The organism is Ruegeria sp. Alg231-54, assembly GCF_900143525.1.
Classification (GTDB): Bacteria; Pseudomonadota; Alphaproteobacteria; order Rhodobacterales; family Rhodobacteraceae; genus Ruegeria.
In genome coordinates this window covers 214,525-234,751 of sequence record NZ_FREZ01000005.1, presented here as the reverse complement: position 1 = coordinate 234,751, position 20,227 = coordinate 214,525, and the positions used below count along the sequence as shown (strand labels likewise).

At 58.5% G+C, this 20,227-nt stretch carries 26 protein-coding genes; 14 read left to right on the top strand and 12 right to left on the bottom strand.

All coding sequences use genetic code 11. The features are described 5' to 3' along the window. Positions 1 to 78 precede the first annotated feature (78 nt). The 4 genes from DHN12_RS11820 to DHN12_RS11805 all read left to right on the top strand — a co-directional run bounded on the left by DHN12_RS11820 (position 79) and on the right by DHN12_RS11805 (position 3,816). Positions 79 to 894: a ferritin-like domain-containing protein gene (locus DHN12_RS11820; protein WP_108860376.1), complete on the top strand. Its 816-nt coding sequence runs from the start codon at positions 79 to 81 to the stop codon at positions 892 to 894. A 178-nt stretch (positions 895 to 1,072) separates the two neighbouring features. Then, positions 1,073 to 2,398, top strand: coding sequence for a M23 family metallopeptidase (locus DHN12_RS11815; RefSeq protein WP_108860375.1), 1,326 nt, complete (start codon positions 1,073 to 1,075; stop codon positions 2,396 to 2,398). After that, positions 2,388 to 2,888, top strand: a complete 501-nt coding sequence (locus DHN12_RS11810; RefSeq protein ID WP_058273990.1) for a polymer-forming cytoskeletal protein — start codon at positions 2,388 to 2,390, stop codon at positions 2,886 to 2,888. Before DHN12_RS11815 ends, DHN12_RS11810 begins: the two co-directional genes overlap by 11 nt. Positions 2,889 to 3,006: 118 nt before the next feature. Further along, a complete protein-coding gene (locus DHN12_RS11805; protein WP_108860374.1) occupies positions 3,007 to 3,816 on the top strand; it encodes a zinc-dependent peptidase in 810 nt (269 codons plus the stop codon). An 82-nt stretch (positions 3,817 to 3,898) separates the two neighbouring features. Here the strand turns inward: DHN12_RS11805 and DHN12_RS11800 are convergent, their stop codons facing one another. Then, positions 3,899 to 4,774, bottom strand: coding sequence for a hypothetical protein (locus DHN12_RS11800; RefSeq protein ID WP_159090021.1), 876 nt, complete (start codon positions 4,772 to 4,774; stop codon positions 3,899 to 3,901). Positions 4,775 to 4,850: 76 nt separating this feature from the next. Between DHN12_RS11800 and aqpZ the strand changes: the two genes are divergently transcribed. Together aqpZ and DHN12_RS11790 are read left to right on the top strand one after the other, a co-directional pair. After that, positions 4,851 to 5,540, top strand: a complete 690-nt coding sequence (aqpZ, locus tag DHN12_RS11795; RefSeq protein WP_108860372.1) for an aquaporin Z — start codon at positions 4,851 to 4,853, stop codon at positions 5,538 to 5,540. An 85-nt stretch (positions 5,541 to 5,625) separates the two neighbouring features. Then, positions 5,626 to 6,468 carry an alpha/beta fold hydrolase gene (locus DHN12_RS11790; RefSeq protein ID WP_108860371.1) on the top strand — a complete coding sequence of 281 codons (843 nt, stop codon included), beginning with the start codon at positions 5,626 to 5,628 and terminating at the stop codon, positions 6,466 to 6,468. Positions 6,469 to 6,507: 39 nt separating this feature from the next. On the opposite strand, the gene DHN12_RS11785 is transcribed toward DHN12_RS11790, so the two are convergent. Both DHN12_RS11785 and DHN12_RS11780 read right to left on the bottom strand, forming a co-directional pair. Further along, complete coding sequence (locus DHN12_RS11785) at positions 6,508 to 7,056, bottom strand: peptidylprolyl isomerase (RefSeq protein WP_108860370.1); 549 nt, start codon at positions 7,054 to 7,056, stop codon at positions 6,508 to 6,510. Then, complete coding sequence (locus DHN12_RS11780; RefSeq protein WP_108860369.1) at positions 7,049 to 7,555, bottom strand: peptidylprolyl isomerase; 507 nt, start codon at positions 7,553 to 7,555, stop codon at positions 7,049 to 7,051. The genes DHN12_RS11785 and DHN12_RS11780 overlap by 8 nt, the downstream gene beginning before the upstream one ends. Before the next feature lie 136 nt (positions 7,556 to 7,691). On the opposite strand from DHN12_RS11780, the gene pgk reads away from it, so the two are divergent. The 7 genes from pgk to DHN12_RS11745 all read left to right on the top strand — a co-directional run bounded on the left by pgk (position 7,692) and on the right by DHN12_RS11745 (position 13,985). Continuing rightward, complete coding sequence (pgk, locus tag DHN12_RS11775; protein ID WP_108860368.1) at positions 7,692 to 8,882, top strand: phosphoglycerate kinase; 1,191 nt, start codon at positions 7,692 to 7,694, stop codon at positions 8,880 to 8,882. Positions 8,883 to 8,943: 61 nt separating this feature from the next. Beyond that, a complete protein-coding gene (locus DHN12_RS11770; protein WP_159090020.1) occupies positions 8,944 to 9,288 on the top strand; it encodes a lysozyme inhibitor LprI family protein in 345 nt (114 codons plus the stop codon). A gap of 165 nt (positions 9,289 to 9,453) precedes the next feature. Then, positions 9,454 to 9,753, top strand: a complete 300-nt coding sequence (locus DHN12_RS11765; RefSeq protein WP_199913500.1) for a septum formation initiator family protein — start codon at positions 9,454 to 9,456, stop codon at positions 9,751 to 9,753. Positions 9,754 to 9,917: 164 nt separating this feature from the next. After that, a complete protein-coding gene (pdhA, locus tag DHN12_RS11760; protein ID WP_058273998.1) occupies positions 9,918 to 10,907 on the top strand; it encodes a pyruvate dehydrogenase (acetyl-transferring) E1 component subunit alpha in 990 nt (329 codons plus the stop codon). A gap of 15 nt (positions 10,908 to 10,922) precedes the next feature. Then, entirely contained in the window at positions 10,923 to 12,290 is a 1,368-nt protein-coding gene (locus DHN12_RS11755) for a pyruvate dehydrogenase complex E1 component subunit beta (protein WP_108860366.1), read from the top strand. 14 nt (positions 12,291 to 12,304) lie between these two features. Further along, positions 12,305 to 13,603: a pyruvate dehydrogenase complex dihydrolipoamide acetyltransferase gene (locus DHN12_RS11750; protein WP_108860365.1), complete on the top strand. Its 1,299-nt coding sequence runs from the start codon at positions 12,305 to 12,307 to the stop codon at positions 13,601 to 13,603. Between the two features lie 145 nt (positions 13,604 to 13,748). After that, entirely contained in the window at positions 13,749 to 13,985 is a 237-nt protein-coding gene (locus DHN12_RS11745) for a hypothetical protein (RefSeq protein ID WP_108860364.1), read from the top strand. A 6-nt stretch (positions 13,986 to 13,991) separates the two neighbouring features. Here the strand turns inward: DHN12_RS11745 and cysE are convergent, their stop codons facing one another. Next, positions 13,992 to 14,801 (bottom strand): serine O-acetyltransferase, encoded by an 810-nt coding sequence (gene cysE, locus DHN12_RS11740; protein ID WP_108860363.1) that lies wholly within the window; start codon positions 14,799 to 14,801, stop codon positions 13,992 to 13,994. Positions 14,802 to 14,885: 84 nt separating this feature from the next. Here cysE and DHN12_RS11735 point away from each other — a divergent pair, with 84 nt between their 5' ends. Continuing rightward, a complete protein-coding gene (locus DHN12_RS11735; RefSeq protein ID WP_108860362.1) occupies positions 14,886 to 15,224 on the top strand; it encodes a TraR/DksA C4-type zinc finger protein in 339 nt (112 codons plus the stop codon). Here DHN12_RS11735 and DHN12_RS11730 read toward each other — a convergent pair. The 8 genes from DHN12_RS11730 to DHN12_RS11695 all read right to left on the bottom strand — a co-directional run bounded on the left by DHN12_RS11730 (position 15,205) and on the right by DHN12_RS11695 (position 20,150). Further along, positions 15,205 to 15,501 (bottom strand): hypothetical protein, encoded by a 297-nt coding sequence (locus DHN12_RS11730; protein ID WP_108860361.1) that lies wholly within the window; start codon positions 15,499 to 15,501, stop codon positions 15,205 to 15,207. The genes DHN12_RS11735 and DHN12_RS11730 overlap by 20 nt on opposite strands. A gap of 7 nt (positions 15,502 to 15,508) precedes the next feature. Beyond that, a complete protein-coding gene (locus tag DHN12_RS11725) occupies positions 15,509 to 15,919 on the bottom strand; it encodes a hypothetical protein (RefSeq protein WP_234416627.1) in 411 nt (136 codons plus the stop codon). Between the two features lie 72 nt (positions 15,920 to 15,991). Beyond that, entirely contained in the window at positions 15,992 to 16,363 is a 372-nt protein-coding gene (locus tag DHN12_RS11720; protein WP_159090019.1) for a hypothetical protein, read from the bottom strand. After that, a complete protein-coding gene (locus tag DHN12_RS11715; RefSeq protein ID WP_108860358.1) occupies positions 16,341 to 16,820 on the bottom strand; it encodes a hypothetical protein in 480 nt (159 codons plus the stop codon). The genes DHN12_RS11720 and DHN12_RS11715 overlap by 23 nt, the downstream gene beginning before the upstream one ends. Positions 16,821 to 16,990: 170 nt before the next feature. Beyond that, complete coding sequence (locus DHN12_RS11710; protein ID WP_108860357.1) at positions 16,991 to 18,169, bottom strand: phage major capsid protein; 1,179 nt, start codon at positions 18,167 to 18,169, stop codon at positions 16,991 to 16,993. A 34-nt stretch (positions 18,170 to 18,203) separates the two neighbouring features. Further along, positions 18,204 to 18,749, bottom strand: coding sequence for an HK97 family phage prohead protease (locus tag DHN12_RS11705; RefSeq protein ID WP_108860439.1), 546 nt, complete (start codon positions 18,747 to 18,749; stop codon positions 18,204 to 18,206). Between the two features lie 26 nt (positions 18,750 to 18,775). Beyond that, positions 18,776 to 18,994 carry a hypothetical protein gene (locus tag DHN12_RS11700; RefSeq protein WP_108860356.1) on the bottom strand — a complete coding sequence of 73 codons (219 nt, stop codon included), beginning with the start codon at positions 18,992 to 18,994 and terminating at the stop codon, positions 18,776 to 18,778. Next, positions 18,987 to 20,150 carry a phage portal protein gene (locus DHN12_RS11695; RefSeq protein ID WP_108860355.1) on the bottom strand — a complete coding sequence of 388 codons (1,164 nt, stop codon included), beginning with the start codon at positions 20,148 to 20,150 and terminating at the stop codon, positions 18,987 to 18,989. Before DHN12_RS11695 ends, DHN12_RS11700 begins: the two co-directional genes overlap by 8 nt. Positions 20,151 to 20,227: the final 77 nt, after the last annotated feature.

Sequence of the window (20,227 nt, the reverse complement as noted above, 5' to 3'; positions counted from 1 at the left end):
GACCACGGCCGCCATCCGGTTTAAGAGCCGTCCACCTCAATCAGCGGAGACAACGCGGTGTCCAAAACACTGACTCAGATGGCGACCGAAGTCCTGACAACAGCGAATGGTCGTGAAAAGACCACCCTGTCCAAGCGCTATGCCGCCGTCTGGTTCGCTTCGCGCAAGGGCGACGCGCCTGAGATTGAGGTGGGAACCGCAACTCCGCCGCTGAACCCGGCCCGCCCGGAAAAGCCCGAGCTGCTGTCGCCGCGTGAGGTTCCAAAGCGCAAGCCCGGAACCGAGGCCGGGCGTATCGCCCTGCTTCACGCAGTTGCGCATATCGAGCTGAACGCCGTCGACCTGCATTGGGACATCATCGCGCGGTTTGGCCACGTGCCAATGCCGATCGGGTTCTACGATGACTGGGTCAAATGTGCCGAAGAAGAATCACGGCATTTTGAGATGGTCTGTGACTGTCTCGAAAGCATGGGCAGCCACTATGGCGCCCTACCCGCGCATGCTGGAATGTGGCGCGCGGCCGAAGACACTGCCGAAGACCTGATGGGACGGCTGGCGGTTGTCCCCATGGTGCTTGAGGCGCGTGGGTTGGACGTGACACCCGGCATGATCAACATATTCCGCAAGGCAAAGGCCGAACAGGCAATCGCCGCGCTTGAGGTCATCTATGCCGAAGAAGTGGGACACGTGGCTTATGGATCAAAATGGTTCCATTTCCTGTGTGGGCGTGAAAACGCGGATCCCAAGGATGTGTTTCACCAATTGGTGCGCCAGTATTTCCATGGCGTCCTGAAGCCCCCGTTTAACGAAGAAAAACGGGCCGAGGCCGGGCTACCGCCGGATTTCTACTGGCCTCTGACGGAAGACTTGCCATTGCCGGGACAGACGCAATAACGGGCTTAAGTTGACGTTATCGGCAATTTCTCGCCTAGAATCGGCGGCAAAAACCAGTAACGCAGGGTCGGTAAGTTAACAAACTTGCCCAAAACAAAATGCCGCTTTATGCACTTCGCCCAAGGGACGGCTATCACTCACGACCGATCCCGATCTTGGGGATGGAGAGGTGAGACGCGTGAGAACACGTCTGGCAATAAAATTACATTCATTGTTCGAGCGGCATTTTCCCGAACGCCGTGTCTTTCTGAAATCAGATAGTGATACGCGATTCATTCGGCTAAGCTCGGAAACGCAAGTTGTCGCCGTCGCTGGCGTTGCACTGTTCGTGGGTTGGACAGCCGTTGCGACCGCGATCCTTCTGATGGACAGCATCGGGTCGGGCAACTTCCGGGAACAGGCTAAGCGCGATCAGGCAACCTATCAGGAACGTCTGAACATCATGTCCGCAGAGCGGGACGTGCGTGCGCACGAAGCTCTGGCCGCACAGGACCGGTTCAACGCGGCGCTCGAGCAAATTTCGGCCATGCAGTCGGAACTGCTGGCGTCGGAAAACCGCCGCCGCGAACTTGAGACCGGGATCGAAGTTATCCAGACCACGCTGCGCGCCACCATGAAACAGCGCGAAGAAGCACGTACAGAATTGGTCACGCTTCAACAGGAAGCGGGCGAAGGCGACATGTACATGGCCGCCGTTGCCAACCCCGAACAGATGAACTTTATGACCGAGGCGCTGTCCCGCACCGCCGAGGAACGCGACCAGATTGCCGCCAATGCCAAGGACGCGCTGGAACAGCGTGACGATCTTGAGCTGGAAATCCGGCTGATGCAGGAACGCAGCGACGAGATTTTCCGCCAGTTGGAAGAGGCGATGGTGATCTCGGTCGAACCACTGGACAAGATGTTCCGTCAGGCCGGCATGCCCACCGACCGCATCATCGAAGAAGTCCGCCGCGGCTATAGCGGCATGGGCGGCCCCCTAACCCCTATCTCTTTCAGTACGCGCGGTGAGGAACTGACCCCCGACGAGATCCGCGCAAATTCTCTGTTGCAACAGATGGATCAGTTGAACCTGTATCGAATTGCAGCAGAGAAAGCGCCGTTTGCAAGCCCCGTCAATTCCGTCGTGCGATTCACGAGCGGTTACGGGACGCGCCGAGACCCCAAGACAGGTGGTCGCCGCATGCATAACGGCGCTGATTTCGCAGGTGCACATGGCACCGACATTTTTGCCACCGCCGACGGTGTGGTCACCCATGCCGGCTGGCAGTCCGGATTTGGACGGCTGGTAAAAATCAAGCACGCGTTTGGAATTGAGACACTTTATGCCCATAACACGAAGATACGCGTGAAGGTTGGTCAAAGGGTCTCGCGCGGAGATCATATTGCTGATATGGGTAGCACTGGACGGTCGACCGGCACGCACCTGCACTATGAAGTTCGCGTGAATGGAAAACCTGTTAACCCAATGACTTACATCAAGGCTGCGAGAAATGTTTTCTAAGAGCAAAATCAACGAGCCCTCGTCCACTGCACCCGAGGCGGCAAAACCCGCTGCACCGGCGACACCGGCGGCCCCTGCACCGGCAGAAAACAAGGCCAGCACCGCGCCCAAGCCCAAGCCACCGGCATCGGTTCTGTCTTCGGACCTGCACATCACGGGCAACCTGAAGACCTCGGGCGATATCCAGGTCGAAGGCACTGTCGAAGGCGACATCCGTGCGCATCTGCTGACAATCGGCGAGACCGCCACCATCAAAGGCGAAGTCACTGCCGATGACGTCGTGATCAACGGCCGCATCGTGGGCCGTGTCCGTGGCTTGAAAGTTCGCCTGACCTCGTCCGCACGTGTCGAAGGCGACATCATCCACAAGACCATCGCGATCGAAAGCGGTGCGCATTTCGAAGGATCGGTTCAGCGTCAGGACGACCCCCTGAACCCGGGCCGCAGCGGCAAGGCGGGTGCCAACCCGGCGGCCGAGGTCAAGCAGTAACGCGGACCACTTTCCAAAGTTTCGAACGCCGCGGGGAAACCTGCGGCGTTTTTTCGTTTGTCGGGGACGATTAGGTTTTCCGGTTCCAACCGCCCGGCGCGTCCTTATAGTGGCCCACATGTTGTTCTTTTTCACTGCCTTGGCGCTTATTGCCGGTTTCCTACTGTATCGCTACTGGTCCAAGTCCCGGGCGCGCCAACAGCTATTGTCCACCCCCCTGACAGACCGCCAACGCGTGCTCATCGAGCAGCAAGTGCCGTTGATCCGCCGCCTGCCCCTAGACCTGCGTGTCAAACTGGACGGCAAGGTGAATCTGTTTTTGGATCAGGTTCGTTTCTTTGGTTGCGACGGGCTGGACGTAACCGAAGAGATGGAACTGGCCATCGCCGCGCAGGCCTGTCTGCTTATTGGAAACAGCGACCTTTGGTATGAAAACCTGACAACGATCCTGATCTACCCGAACGCTTTTAAGTCTCGGCAGCGCCGACAGGAAGGATACGTCGTCAGCGAGAAAGAGATCGTGCGCACCGGTGAAAGCTGGGACCGGGGACCGGTTATTCTCTCCTGGACCCACAGCAAACTTGGCGCGCTTAATGATCATGACGGGCAGAACGTCGTACTGCATGAGTTCGCCCACCAAATCGACGACATGTCTGGGGGAACCAACGGTGTTCCGATCCTAAGCGACGGACAAAGCTTTGCCGAATGGGAACGCGTGTTCCTGACCGCATATGACTCCCATGTACGCGCTGTCGAAAGTGGACGGCACACGGTCATAGATCCCTATGGCGCGACCGGGCACGAGGAGTTTTTTGCCGTCTCTGTCGAGGTCTTTTTCGAACAGCCCCGCGCGTTGAAGGCGGCTGTACCCGAGGTATATGACCAGCTTTCCAAACTGTTCCGACTGGACCCGGTAAGCTGGGCTTAACTCGTGGAAGTTGGAACAAGCATTGATCTATTGATCCTGTGTGAGGCGCACTGCGACCGTTCTTAGGGATCAGCGCGTGTCTTTAACGCTCCGCCCAGCTTGACACTGAACGGAACCCATTTCCTTCCAACGCCTCGTTGGCAAGAATAAAGCGTTCCCGAACCCGGTTGATTTCATCATCTGAAAAAAGATCGTCCGCGTCCAGATCCGATGCCGCGACTGCCGCCCAAAGTTGTTCAGTAAACTCTTCAAACGTAACGGCTGCGTCACCGTCAATGTCAAAGTCATCGAAGTAAGGGACGGGCTTGGGCCTGGCCGTTTCTTCAGCCCCCGTCCAGCCGCCTTTCGGATCGACGACGGGAATATTACCGTTTTCAGCCGCTCCCATCACACCCCGGATACGAGCCGTTTGCTTACCAAGTTTTTGCCGAAACCGCACGGTGGCCTCTTCAAAAGTCGCCCCTTGAGCATACCGATGATAGGCCGCTCCCCAGGCATCTTTTGAGAAGAACACTTCAAGTTCTGCCTGCGTGACCACACCGTCCCGGTCCAGATCGTATCGCGCTGGCTCTTTGGTAATGGAAAACGAATACTTGTTCGAAACGACCCGTAAATAGTCCACTGCGTCCGCCTGAGACAGCACGCCATCCGCGTTCGACATCAGAGCGAAATAATTCCCAGCAACCTGCTGCCGAACGTCGTCGGTTGTGATCTCGGCAGGAGAAAAGGTCATAATGCTGCGAAACGCTGCACCGAGATAGAAATCAGCGCCATTTGGAAGTTCCACTTGTTCGGCGCCTGCCGAATTGATGAAACCAAGATACAGAAACGCGGAGCGCAGAGCGCAATTTCTCAGACGCAATCGATTGGGCATCTTTATAGACCTACACATGCTAATATTGTGAGTGAGTATTTGTCCTTTCCCTTCCCAATTCAACCCAAACAGGATTCCAGGCACAGGCTGCTTTCTTACAATTTCACAAAATGAACTTTTTGAATTAACCTTAAACCCATTGTTTTCTGGAGGACTTTTAATGTCATCAAAACTTATGGCTGAATTCTTTGGTACGTTCTGGCTCGTGCTTGGCGGCTGTGGTAGCGCCGTTCTGGCCGCTGGGGTCGCCGATGTAGGTATCGGGTGGCTTGGCGTTGCCTTTGCCTTCGGCCTGACCGTTCTGACGATGGCCTATGCCGTTGGGCACATCTCGGGCGGCCATTTCAACCCTGCGGTCAGCCTTGGGCTGATGATCGGGGGACGGTTTCCGGCCAAGGACCTTATCCCCTATTGGATCGCTCAGGTTATCGGCGCGATTGCTGCAGCTGCGGTCTTGTACCTGATCGTCAGCGGCGCGCCCGGCTTTGAAGGCGTGGGTGGGTTTGCCTCGAACGGTTATGGTGAGGCATCACCCGAGGGCTATTCGCTGATGTCCGCTCTGGTGATCGAGATCGTCATGACCGCGTTCTTCATCATCATCATCCTGGGGGCCACTTCCAGCGGCGCTCCTGCAGGGTTCGGCCCCATCGCCATCGGGCTTGGATTGACATTGATCCACCTGATCTCGATCCCGGTGACCAACACTTCCGTCAACCCGGCCCGGTCCACAGGGGTTGCTTTGTTCGCGGACGCGCCTGCCCTTGGGCAGCTCTGGCTGTTCTGGGTCGCACCCCTGATCGGTGGCGCAATCGGCGCATTGATCTGGAAGGCGATGACAACAGACGACTAAAGGCCAAGCGGGGGATTATTTCCCCCGCTTTCCTCTTCCTAAGCTATCATCCCTGACGAGACGACGCGAAACCAGGGAGGTAGACATGCTTCGAACACTGATGGTCACTGCGATGACGTTGACCGCGACATCGGGACTGGCACAGGATGCCTGGCTGACAATCCCCGAAACGCCCGCCATGCCCGAGGCCGCGTCCAGTGGTTCCGCCAACGTGAATGGCATCAACATGTATTACGCCACCTATGGATCGGCAGAGGGCACACCCGTTCTGTTGATCCATGGCGGTCTTGCGCATGGCGATATCTGGGCAGCGCAAGTGGCTGATCTGGCCAGCGACCACAGCGTGATTGTGGCAGATACCCGAGGGCATGGCCGGTCAACCAATAACGGCAGCACCTACAGCTATGAATTGCTGGCGCAGGACTATCTGGCGCTGCTGGATCATCTGAATGTCGAACAGGTGCATCTGGTTGGATGGTCGGATGGTGCCAACATTGGATACACGATTTCGACCACGGCACCAGACCGCCTGGCCAGCCATTTCGCCCATGCGGGCAATGTCACACTGGATGGGATCGATCCTTCAGTCGAAACCAACGAAGTCTTCGGTTCTTACGTCGGAATGATGGCCGGGGACTATGCCGCCATGTCCCCCACCCCGGACGGGTTCGAAGCGTTCCTAGACGGTGTCGCGGCCATGTGGGCCACGGAAAAGCCCGGCGGGCTTGAGGGGCTGCAATCGGTGACCGTGCCCACTCTGGTCGTGCAGAGCGAACATGACGAGGCCATCCTTACCGAACACTCGCAAGCGATTGCCGATGCGATCCCTGATGCTGATCTTCTGATTTTTAAAGACGTCAGTCACTTTGCGTCGTTTCAAGACCCGGATGCATACACGCAAGCGATCAGAGGCTTCATCGACCAATGACGAAAAACCCGGCGCTGGTGCCAGCGCCGGGTTCAAGGATTATTCGGTGACGGTGACTTTTTTCATCACGTCCGGCTGGCCGATAATGGCACCGTTCTGACCCTCACCGCGTTTGATCGCGTCAACCACGTCCATGCCGTCGGTCACCTGACCAACAACCGTGTACTGGCCGTTCAGGAACGGGCCCGGTTCGAACATGATAAAGAACTGTGAGTTGGCGCTGTTGGGGTCTTGCGCCCGCGCCATGCCAACCACGCCCCGGTCGAATTCAAAATCTGAAAACTCGGCCGGAAGGTCTGCACGGTCGGAACCACCGGTTCCGGCGCGGCGCATGTCGCCACCCAAACGGCCATGTAGCACGTCGCCGGTCTGCGCCATGAAGCCGTCAATCACGCGGTGAAACACCACGCCATCGTACTTGCCTTCATTGGCCAGAGCAGCGATCTGCTCAACATGTTTCGGAGCAATATCATCGAACAGGTCGATGGTGACAGTGCCATTGGCCCCCTCACCTTCGATCTCGACCTCAAGACCTGTGGCCAGCGCAGGGCTCGCCAGCAAGGCAAAAGCGGCGGCCAGCTTATACATCAGCCGCCACCTTGACGCTGATCATGCGGTCAGGGCTCGCCGGCGGCTCGCCTCGTACAATGGCGTCCACATGCTCCATTCCGTCGATGACACGGCCATAAACAGTGTACTGTCCGTTCAGGAAATGGTTGTCGCCGAAGTTGATGAAGAACTGCGAGTTGGCCGAATCCGGGTTCTGCGAGCGGGCCGCGCCCAAAGTACCACGATCATGGGGCAGTTTCGAAAACTCGGCTGGAACGTTCGGCAGAGACGACCCGCCGGTGCCCGCCATGCGCAGGTTGAACCCGTCTTCCATGTCGCCATGTTGCACGTCGCCGGTCTGCGCCATGAAACCGTCGATCACACGGTGAAAGGCCACGTTGTCATATTCGCCATTGCGCGCCAGTTCTTTCATGCGGGCGCTGTGCTGCGGTGCCACGTCAGGCAGCAGCTCAATGACGACATTGCCGCCTTTGAGTTCAACGATGATTGTGTTTTCGGGATCCTTGATCTCGGCCATGAGGCCCTCCTGTCGTTTTATCTTGCGCAAATACCTATGCGCAGGGCGCGCGAATGCCAAGTGACGCATTGACCTGAGGGCAAAATGCAGGAAAAGAACCGCCTAAGTCACTTTCACATTTGTCGAGGATTGCGCGATGGGCTGGAAAACACTGGACGACATGGACCTGAACGGCAAACGCGTGCTGGTGCGCGTGGATATCAACGTGCCAGTGGTCGACGGGGTCGTGACCGACGCCACCCGTATTGAGCGCATCGTGCCGACCGTTAAGGACATCTTGGCCGCTGGCGGTAAGCCCATCCTGCTGGCGCATTTCGGACGCCCGGGCGGAGAGCGCCGCCAGAACCTATCGCTGAAGCAGCTTGTTCCGACGCTGGAGACGACCTTTGGCACCAAGGTTCGGTTTGGCGATGACTGCGTCGGGATCGAGGCGGAAACCGCAACAGCAAACTTGGGCGCTGGCGAGGTGCTTTTACTGGAAAACACGCGCTTTCACGCTGCGGAAACAAAGAACAGCCCTGATCTGGCTGCCGGCATGGCAAAGATGGGCGACGTGTACTGCAACGATGCCTTTTCGGCGGCGCACCGCGCGCACAGCTCGACCGAGGCGCTGGCCCGTCTTCTGCCCGCCTGCGCGGGCCGCCTGATGCAGCAAGAGCTGAGCGCGTTGGAAGCCGCGTTAGGCGCGCCTAAACGCCCGGTGACTGCGGTTGTCGGCGGCGCCAAGGTTTCAACCAAGCTGGACCTGTTGGGCAACCTGATCGAAAAGGTGGATTACCTGATTATTGGCGGTGGCATGGCGAACACGTTCCTCGTCGCGCAAGGCGTAAACGTCGGCAAGTCGCTGGCAGAAACCGCGATGAAGGACACTGCCGCCGAGATCCTGACTAAGGCTGAAACAACCGGCTGCCAGATTGTCCTGCCCCGCGACGTCGTGGTTGCTGAAAAGTTCGAAGCCCACGCCCCCAGTAAGATCCTGCCAGCTGATCAATGCCCCGAAGACAGCATGATCCTTGACGCTGGTCCGGAAACCGTTGCGGAAATCACTGCGATTTTCGACAAGAGCCAAACGCTTATCTGGAACGGTCCGCTGGGTGCATTCGAGATTGAACCATTCGATGCCGCCACCAACGCAGCGGCCCTGAAAGCGGCTGAGCTGACAAGGTCGGGACAGCTTGTGTCGGTCGCAGGCGGTGGTGACACGGTCGCTGCGCTGAATGCGTCCGGTGCTGCCAGGGACTTTTCCTACATTTCGACTGCAGGGGGTGCCTTCCTGGAATGGATGGAAGGCAAAACGCTGCCCGGTGTTGCGGCACTGGATCAGTAACCCCTATCTGTCTGGCAATCGGCATTCATGGTATTCTCTTCGTCAAACCGGGAGATGCACCATGAAAGCTGTTGCCGTCCTTGCCACCACGCTGCTGCCCGTCACGACATATGCGCAATCCCACTGCAACGGGCACACACAGCTCGATCTCAATTTCTGCGCCAAAGAAAAATGGGAAATTGCTGATCAAGAGTTGAACCGCCTTTGGTCAGAGATCAAACCCTTATCGGACACGCGTGGTGATGGCCAAGCCCTGCTGACCGAGCAACGCGCCTGGCTTAAACGTCGTGACGCGACCTGTGACACCGAGCTGGAAAGCGACGGTAGCGCGGCCCCTATGTTTTATTGGGCCTGCATGGAAGAACAAACCCTGCAGCGCAATCAAGCGCTTGAGGCTTGGCGATAGCCACTTTTCACCCCAGCCAAATTCATCGGGCGAACATGTTTTTTCTGCTGATCATCAAAAAGTGCGAATCGAGGGATTCACAAGCCGAATCACCTGTGACATAGTGCAGACAGATGTCCGAAAAGGGCACGTTTTTGAGGCAGACTTCATACGGCGGTAAACAGAGTGTCCCGTTCCCATCGGCCCGGTTTGGGCTCAGTTGTATTCTTCATGGTGGCTTTCACGCTGGGTGTCTATTTCACCTTCGCCGCCGTGCAGGGCGACTATGGCCTGTTCCGACGGGTCGAGATCGCAGCGGAACGGGACGCCCTGTCGCGCGACCTAGCCAAACTTGACGCCGAAATCACAGAAATGGAAAACCTGACGCGCCGCCTGTCAGACAATTACCTGGATCTGGATCTTCTGGATCAGCAGGCGCGGTCCGTGCTGGGCATGATCCGCTCGGATGAGATCGTCATTCGCTGACCCCCCCCAGCTATGGATGCCACCCCACGGGTTAACCGCATGATCACGCGCTGAATTCTGCCCGGCCGGACGCTGCGTCACATTTCCCCTCGCCAGAAAGCAACAAATGCTTTATGAGATAGTTTAACGCTAAACTATCTTGCCGAGAGGGGGAGATCGCCACAATGGCTGCGCGAAAAACCACAAAGAAACCAAATGTTTCTGCGGAGGAACTTACCGAATACTACCGTGAAATGTTGCTGATCCGCCGATTCGAGGAAAAGGCCGGTCAGCTTTATGGCATGGGTCTGATTGGCGGTTTCTGCCACCTCTATATCGGCCAAGAGGCCGTTGTTGTCGGCCTTGAGGCTGCGACCGAAGAAGGTGACAAGCGTATTACCTCTTACCGCGACCACGGCCATATGCTGGCCTGTGGGATGGATCCGGGTGGCGTTATGGCCGAACTGACCGGGCGCATTGGCGGTCTGTCCAAAGGCAAGGGCGGCTCAATGCACATGTTCTCGAAAGAGAAGCATTTCTATGGCGGCCACGGTATCGTTGGCGCGCAGGTTCCGCTGGGTGCGGGTTTGGCCTTTGCTGACAAGTACAAGGGCAATGGCCGCGTAACCTTCACCTATTTCGGTGACGGTGCGGCGAACCAAGGCCAAGTCTATGAGACGTTCAACATGGCCGCCCTCTGGGACCTGCCCGTAGTGTTCGTGATCGAGAACAACCAATACGCCATGGGTACGGCGCAGGCGCGCTCGACCTCGACCAAGGATATCTACCACCGCGGCGAAGCGTTCGGTATCCCCGGTGAGATCGTCAACGGCATGGATGTACTTGCAGTCAAAGCCGCTGGGGAAAAGGCTGTCGCGCACTGCCGTGCAGGCAAAGGCCCCTATATCCTCGAGATCAAGACCTACCGCTACCGCGGCCACTCGATGTCCGACCCGGCCAAGTACCGCACACGCGAAGAGGTTCAAAAGGTTCGTGAGCAAAGCGACCCGATCGAACATGTGCGCGAGCTGCTGCTGACCGGTAAACACGCGACCGAGGATGATCTGAAGGCGATCGACAAAGAGATCAAAGAGATCGTCAATCAAGCCGCCGAATTCTCGAAAGAAAGCCCCGAGCCTTCCGTCGAAGAGCTCTGGACCGACATTTACGCCTGAGAGGACGACTAAGACATGGCAACCGAAATTCTCATGCCCGCCCTTTCGCCCACAATGGAAGAGGGCACATTGGCCAAATGGCTGATCAAGGAAGGCGACACCGTATCCAGCGGCGACATCATGGCCGAGATCGAAACCGACAAGGCGACAATGGAGTTCGAAGCCGTCGATGAAGGCATCGTCGGCAAGATCCTGATCGCCGAAGGCACCGAAGGGGTCAAAGTGAACACTCCTATCGCGGTGCTGGTTGAAGAAGGCGAAGACGCCTCCGCCATTCCCGCAGCTGCACCTGCGGCGGTAGCCGAGGCGGCCCCTGCGGCGGCAGAGTCCGCTGCCCCTGCTGCAGCCGCACCTGCCGCGCCTAAGGTGGATCTATCCCCGGACTGGCCAGCAGATGCGCCGATGGAACAGCAGACCGTTCGTGAAGCCTTGCGCGACGCGATGGCCGAAGAAATGCGCGGTGACGAAGACGTTTACCTGATGGGCGAAGAAGTCGCAGAATATCAAGGCGCCTACAAAATCAGCCAGGGCATGCTGGACGAGTTCGGCAGCAAGCGCGTGATCGACACCCCGATTACCGAACACGGGTTTGCCGGCATCGCCGTCGGATCCGCCATGGCCGGACTGAAACCGATTGTCGAGTTCATGACCTTCAACTTCGCCATGCAGGCGATTGACCAGATCATCAACTCGGCGGCCAAGACGCTCTATATGTCCGGTGGCCAGATGGGTTGCCCCATTGTGTTCCGTGGCCCCAACGGCGCCGCTGCTCGCGTCGGTGCACAGCACAGCCAGGATTACGCAGCGTGGTATATGCAAATACCCGGCCTGAAAGTGGTGATGCCCTATTCAGCAGCCGATGCAAAAGGTCTGTTGAAGTCGGCGATCCGCGATCCGAACCCGGTTGTGTTCTTGGAAAACGAAATCCTTTACGGTCGTTCTTTCGACATGCCGCAGGTGGATGATCTGACCGTCCCGCTGGGCAAGGCGCGTATCTGGCGCGAAGGCACGGACGTGACCATCGTCAGCTTTGGCATCGGCATGCAATATGCGCTTGAGGCCGCCGACAAGCTGGCCGAGGACGGTATCAGTGCCGAGGTGATCGACCTGCGCACTATCCGGCCAATGGACACAGGCGCGATTATCAACTCGGTGATGAAGACCAACCGTCTGGTGACCGTCGAAGAAGGCTGGCCGCAAGGCTCGGTCGGCGGCTACATCTCGTCTGTGGTGATGCAGGAAGCGTTCGATTACCTTGACGCGCCGGTCATCAACTGCACCGGCAAGGATGTTCCGATGCCTTATGCCGCAAATCTGGAAAAGCTGGCCCTGATCACAACCGAAGAAGTGATCGCCGCCGTCAAACAAGTGACCTACCGGTAAGGAGCGACAGACAGATGCCTACAGAAATTCTGATGCCCGCCCTGTCGCCGACCATGGAGGAAGGCACCCTTGCCAAATGGCTGGTCAAGGAAGGCGATACCGTCTCGTCCGGCGACCTGCTGGCCGAGATTGAAACCGACAAAGCCACGATGGAATTCGAGGCTGTTGACGAAGGCGTGGTAGGAAAGATCCTGATCCCTGAAGGCACCGAAGGGGTCAAAGTCAACACTGCCATTGCAGTCCTGCTGGAAGAGGGCGAGAGCGCCGATGACATCGCGGCCACGCCAGCTGCAACACCCGCGGTTGTGCCCACAGCCGCCGCGGGCAACGAGGCTGCCGCGCCAGCGGCGTCCGAGGCGCCTGCCCCGGCTGCTCCGGCCAAGGCGGATGGCGGTCGGATCTTTGCGTCACCGTTGGCCCGCCGTATCGCGGCCCAGAAAGATCTGGATCTGGCGCAGATCGCTGGTTCTGGACCACATGGGCGGATCGTGAAAGCAGATGTCGAAGGCGCAACTGCAACTGCCCCGGCTGCCTCATCCGCACCCGCCGCTGCTGCACCGGCAGCCGCCGCAGCTCCGGCCGGTCCGTCCGCGGATGCTGTTGCCCGGATGTACGAAGGTCGCGACTACGAAGAGATCAAGCTTGACGGGATGCGCAAGACCATCGCTGCCCGCCTGTCCGAGGCCAAGCAGACGATCCCGCATTTCTACCTGCGCCGCGATATCAAGCTGGACGCGTTGCTCAAGTTCCGCAGCCAGCTGAACAAGCAGCTGGAAGGCCGTGGCGTAAAGTTGAGCGTCAACGACTTCATCATCAAGGCCGTCGCCAACGCGCTGCAACAGGTTCCCGCCTGCAACGCTGTCTGGGCCGGTGACCGGGTTCTGCAATTGAAACCCTCGGACGTAGCGGTCGCGGTTGCGATCGAAGGCGGTCTGTTCACACCGGTCCTGCAGGACGCCGACACCAAGTCGCTGTCCGCATTGTCGGCTGAGATGAAGGACCTCGCCGGTCGCGCGCGTGAGCGCAAGCTGGCCCCGCATGAATATCAGGGGGGCACCTTCGCGGTCTCGAACCTCGGCATGTTCGGCATCGACAATTTCGACGCCATCGTGAACCCGCCGCACGCGGGCATCCTCGCGGTTGGAACAGGTGTCAAAAAACCGATCGTCGGAGATGACGGAGAGCTGGCCGTAGCGACCGTGATGTCAGTTACCATGTCGGTCGATCACCGGGTCATAGACGGTGCCCTTGGGGCTGAACTGCTCAAGGCCATCGTGGACAATCTGGAAAACCCGATGGTCATGCTGGCTTGAAATTAAGCGGGCCGCGCTGAAAATCACCAGCGCGGCCCACCCCATTCAAAACTGTGACGTGAGCGTTTGTGATCACCGCATTTGTTGCTCAATCACACGCAGTTACCCAACTTGTTTGTTGAGGAACCTCAAACACAGGTGCGCCATGGTCTCCGACCATTCGACAAAACTCTTGCTGGTCGCGGCCATTGCGATCGCTGTACCAACCGGAGTCTATGCAAAGCCCAACAGCTATTTGGGTGAACATTCTGCCTTCAGCTCTGACCCGGTCGACACCGCCAAGCGTGAAGCCGAGCGCGCCAAACGAAAAAAAGAGCGGAAAATGAGGCGTGAAGAACGGCGTCGCAAGCGATTGATCGAAAAGAACAATCGCTTGAACTGACTTGAGTTACTGGTCTTTGCCCAGCATGTGGTCCATCGAGATCGACGGCTGATCACACCCGGCCTCTCCGACGATCTTCGCCGGAATCCCGGCCACGGTTTTGCACGCAGGAACTTCCTGCAGCACCACGGAACCCGCAGCGATGCGACTGCAATGGCCGACTAAGATATTCCCCAGAACCTTGGCACCCGCGCCGATCAGGACACCGTCGCCAATTGTGGGGTGCCGTTTTTCTTCTTCTTTTCCGGTCCCGCCAAGAGTCACCGAATGCAACATCGAGACGTTGTCCCCGACAACGGCCGTTTCACCGATCACGATGGAATGCGCGTGGTCGATCATGATCCCCTTGCCGATCTTTGCCGCAGGGTGAATATCGATCCCGAAAATCTCGGACGAGCGCATCTGGAAGAAATATGCCAGATCATGCCGCCCTTTGCGCCACAACCAGTGCCCCACGCGATAGGCTTGCATGGCCTGATACCCTTTGAAGTACAGGATTGGCTGCAACAGACGGTGGCAAGCCGGATCGCGTTCATAGACAGCCATCAGATCCGCGCGCGCCGCCTCGATCAGCGAGGCGTCGTTGGCATAGGCTTCGTCCACGATCTCACGCAGCACCATCATCGACATTTCGTTCGAGCACAGCTTGGCCGCAATCCGGTAGGACAGCGCCCGCTCCAGGCTGCGGTGATGCAAAATACAGGCATGCACCAGCCCGCCCATCAAAGGCTCGATTTCGACGGCCGTCTGAGCTTCGGTCGTGATGCGATCCCAAACAGGGTCTACAGTGGTCACATGACTGCGCGTTTCGAACATGGCTTTTCATCCTTTGCTGCGCCTAGAATGCCATTTAGTTGTAAAATCACCAAACGCAAACCCGTGATCTGCAGGGCAACGAAAATGAATGAAACCCAGTTAGAGGATTTCGAAGCCCGTATCCGCGCGCGATTGGACGAATTGGCCGCGCACTCTGCGCTTGGAACCGAGGCGCAGGCAGTTGTTGAACTGGACCAACAGGCCGTCGGGCGGCTCAGCCGAATGGACGCCCTGCAAAATCAGGCCATGGCCAAGGCTCAGCAAGCAAATCGGGATATCGAAACACGCCGATTGTCAGTGGCCCTGACCCGGATCAAAGATGGTGAATTCGGGTATTGCGAGGATTGCGGCGAAGAGATTCCGGTTGGTCGTCTGAACCTTGATCCGGCGGCCAGCAAGTGCGTCAGCTGCGCATCCGGGTAACGCGGAATTGAACCAGGCATCGCAGAACCATCTCAAAACACTGGCAATATTGCAAATCGTCAAAGCTTGGCTCATTGGCCAATGGCCGGGTTCGGGCCACTGTCATCAATGAGCCATTGCCAAACAGCGGGTGTAGCCGGCCTGTATGGCCGACATAGATGTCGGCCAGTTCAGCTTCGTTGATCATTCTGGTGCACAGGCGTTCCCGGTCGGAAGGCGGCGCGTTCAGCAATACCCGCGCCGCGGCACTTACATCGCCGTGCAAAACAGGACGCATACGTGCCTTATCCAACCAGAAGACGTGCGGCGGAACCCGGCCCGTAGCTGGCAGAGATCTGTGCAACATCAACCTCGTAAGTGCCGGTTACGCCATCTGCGGCCTTCATCGTTGATGGGTATGTCCAGCGCGGCTCTGACGTAACCTGTTCGCGTATTACTGACCCGTTGATCCTGATTTTCACCAGATAGGATTCAGTCTCTTCCCCCAGCGGCACGTCAAATCCATCCCAGCCATCGCCATCCAGCCGGGTTCGACGGATCCACGAAATTTCGTCACCCGCTCCGATTTTCGCCGATTTGACATGCACCGGAGCATATGGCCGAAGTCCGTTGCCGTCGAAGGCGTGAACCTGGTGGAGGAAAGAAGGATCGTCATAGGCACGCGTTCCGGGTCCGATGCGATAGTGTTTCGCCACCCGCCTTTCAGACCGAAACAGCCCGGTTTGGAACACTCTTTCATCCAGCAAGATAAAAGTTGAACCTTCAGGCTAGGTTTTAGGCATGACACTGTCCGTCCCCAATTGCCCACGCAGGCGCCCCGATAGGGCGTAGGTCCCCTGACCCACAAGTTCGGCGCTGGCGAACTGGAACAGTTCCCAGTTGCCGAGCGTCCCGTCCCCTATTGCGACCAGATTGGCACCATTCAACAAAGCGTCGCGCGGGCGCGATTCCAGCAAGCCATCGACCAGCCTGACGCGCAGCGGCGCACCGTCGTCACAAACCCCCACGCCGGCGCGCCGCAAAGGCGATTGAGTAAACCCGATAACGGCCTGCGCCGAGATAACCTCTTGCAAGGTATAATCCTCATCATTCACGGCCGAATACACTGCGGCGCTGCTAGGCCAGGGGTCGGCGGACACAGCTAGGTGAGGCGCATGCGGCACCTCTGAGCCGGTTATCAGCGGCAAAGACGATCCTGATAGAACTACCCTTTGACATCTTCGGCATCAGTGGCCCCACGGGGCGTAACCGGGGGCGCTGAGCATCTTTTTCCAACCGGTATCTATCCGGGGCGACGACAGTCTCTGCACCTTCTGCATCTGCCAGAGTCACACTCTTGACGTCGGTGACCGGAGCCACCGGCAGCACCTCTCCCGACTGGTTTCGCCAGACGGTCAGGCTCCAGGAAAAATCGCGCTCGATCAAAACCTTGCCTGTGCGCGCTTCGATTGCCGCAGCGGCTGCGCGCAGAAAACCTTTCAGCACATCGTCCTGTACGCTGTCTTCGGCAAAGCCCGTGCCCAGCCGCAGATGCGCCTTAAACTGATCCACCGGCAGCGCCGCATCCGCGATGGCGGTTTCTTCGATCAACATCATCCATTCACTCCGCAATCTCGGACCCCTCCGGGGGCCTCACTCAGGAAAATGACGGGCACGCGCCGCCCCACGTTGCTCGGACGGAGGGGAGCAGCTAGACAACGCAGGGGATCTCACCCCGGCCCGCGCCCGCGCCCGAGGGGCCAATTGCCCCCCGGATCCGTCACCGCTTAGGCGGTGCCGAATTTCACTAGCTTGATCGCGGCAAAGTCGCTCACGTCGCCGCCCACGCGCTTGGTCGCATAGAACAGAACGTGCGGCTTGGCGCTGAACGGATCGCGCAAGACACGCAGATCAGGTCGTTCGGCAATGGTGTAACCGGCCTGGAAGTCACCGAATGCGATCGAGAAGCTATCGGTGCCCGCATCCGGCATATCCTCGGCAATCAGCACCGGATACCCCATCAGGCGTGCAGGCTCACCCGCAGCCAGACCGTCAGACCAGAGGAAGCGACCATCGCTGTCTTTCAGCTTGCGGATCACACCGGCGGTTTTTGAATTCATCACGAAAGTTCCATTGACGCGGTATTGCGCGCCCAGCGCATAGACCACATCGACAATCGCATCCGCATCGACACCACCGTCAATGCCGGTCGGGACATAGCCCAGATTGCCCCAGGTCCAGACATCATTGTCGACCTTGGCATGGTTCAGAATGCCGTTGGGTTTGTCCGCGCCATCGCCCGAGATGAACGCCGCCGCTTCGGCACGGGCAAACTTGTCAGCAATACGACCGGCCAGCCATCCCTCGACATCAAACGCGCCGTCATCCAGCAAACGTTGCGACGCCTTGGGCAGCGCGCTCAGCTCGTGCAGGGCAATCGAGATTCGATCAATTGACGGGGTCGCTGTCTCGGTGGCCGCTGAGCTTTCATCCGCCCAGCCGGCGCCCACGTCGGTGTGGTCGATCAACACGTCGAACGAATTTGCCTCGACATTCACTACCGAAGCGATCGAACGGATCGAGGCCGTGGATTTCAGCACCGACTTGATCATCTCGGCGGTTTGCGGATCGACCAGATATCCGCCATCGCTGTTAACGGCGCTGGACAGCGATTTGGCTTCCATATCAAGACCACGCAGGCCGTCATCGTCACCGCATCTTACATAGGCGTCGAAAGCCTTCTGATGCGGCGCACCGTCCTCGATTGATGCCGCAAGATGCGGGCGCGCCGCGATGATTGATTTACGATCCAGCATGGTAAGTCGCTCTTCTGTCTGTTGCAGTTTTGTTTTAACTTCAGCCTTCAGGCCCTTGAATTCGTTCACGAAGCCAGTCATCGCCTGCTTCACCTCTTGAACCAGGGGCACACCCTCTCCGGTCAAGGCCGGGGTCTCGGTCTTGCTCATCAGCACTTCCTTGTATGAGTGGGTTTGAGGCGCGCTAGGTTCGCGCCAGCTCCTGCCGGGCGTGATCAAACACCTCGGCAATACAGCGCAGGGTGTCCTCGGCGTCCGGGGTCGACCCCTTTGCCGCCACCCGCGCACTGGGCAGCATCGGAAAAGTCACAAGCGACACCTCCCACAGCTCCAGTTCGGTCAGGACCCGATGGCCCTTTTCATTTTTTATGGCTCGTTTGGTACGATAGCCGATCGACAGCCCATCAATGGCCCCGGCCCGGATCAATTCCGCGGCTTCACGACCTTTCTGCGTGCTTTCCAACATACGTCCCTTGACCCAAAGCCCGCGCTCATCCTCGCGCACGTCGTCCCAAACACCGATGGGCTGCGCCGGGTTGTGCTGCCACAGCATCTTGACCCGCTGACCTGCCGCCTTCAGCCCGGCCAACGACCTGCGATAGGCGCCTTTCTGCACCACATCGCTCCCTTGATCGACCTGCCCAAACAGGCTGGCATAACCCTCGATCACCGCGTCCTCGGTCACCGACAATCCATCGCTAAACCGCGCAAACTTGTGTTCTAAATCCATGAACACCTCCTCATAAGCCTCTGAATTCATGGCGACACCACCAGAATTGACTGAAACGCTTGCGCCAGGATCACCGCAACGACTCCATAGACCGTCAGCCACAACCGTTTCTCCAGCCGCTCCATCATCTCTTCGATCTGATCCAGCCGCCTGCATAGATGCGCGTGCTGAATCTCGGCCACCCGTTCATGCGCAGCCAAGCGCAGGCCCGGCGCACAGTCAAACGGCGGATACCCCTCAGCCATCTGCACGCTCCGGCAGCCCCAGCATCCCGCGTTTTTCAGCGTCTGTCAGGAACTCGGCACCGTTGACTCGCGCCCATTGCGCATCCCGCTCCGCCGACAGCGCCGGCACCTGATCTAGGTCGGGTTTCAACACCAGTTCTTCGCCAGTAAAGCCCGCCAACCATTCCGACACCGCCGCCGCCACCCGCGTCACCAGGGGCAGAACGGTCAGGCGGTAAAACGCCCGGTTGGCCTCCTGATAGTTCGAATAGGTCGCGTCGCCTTGGATCCCCAGCAGCATCGGCGGGACCCCAAAGGCCAGCGCGATCTCGCGGGCGGCGGCTTCCTTGGTCTTTTGAAACTCCATGTCAGAGGGTGAGAAACCCATCGGCTTCCAATCGAGCCCCCCTTCCAGAACCATCGGACGGCCTGCATTGCGCGCCCCGCGATAGTTCTGCTCAATCTCATCGGACAAGCGGCGGAATTGATCCTCGGCCATCACCCCATGTCCATCGCCGCCTTTCCACACCAACGCGCCCGAAGGCCGCGCAGCATTGTCCAGCAATGATTTCGACCACCGCGACGCGCTGTTATGCACATCAATCGCCATCGCCGCAGCTTGCATCGGCGAGAACCCATAGTGGTCGTCTTGCGGGTGGAATAATTTGATATGACAGATCGCATCAGCCGGGAAACGATGCGTCTTGCCGCCCGCCGTATAGTCATACGCCTTGGGCCACCCATCCGCCCCCGGCACCACACTCATCCGGTCCGAGCGCAGGACGTGCAGTTCAATCGGCAATCCATCCTCGGCCTGTGCCGCCTCGACATAGGCGTTCCCCGACAGCAACAACTGTCCGAACAGAGCCTCCATCAACTCCGCCCGCCCCTGCGCCGCATTCGGACGGCGAATTAGGGATATGATCGGATGCACATCATAGCGCTGCGCCTGATCCTGCAGCACCAGAGGCAAAGCGGCTGCCGCCTCGGCAATCAACTTGACCGAGCGAAACCCCACCGGGTTCCCCGAAAACCCAGTCCGCGTCAGCGACACCGCATCTCTGGGGCTCCACGCCGCGCGCCCGCCCGTCTGCCACGCCACCACCGGCCCCGCCGCGCTCGCCTTCGCCTCGGGCGCCTCATCAGCCGATCCACGACGCAAGAAATCGAATACCATCTGTGCTCCTTTCTGCCGCCGCTCTGCCCGGCTTGTTGAAAGGAGTTATGACGGAAAGAAGTTTAGGGCTTGGGAAC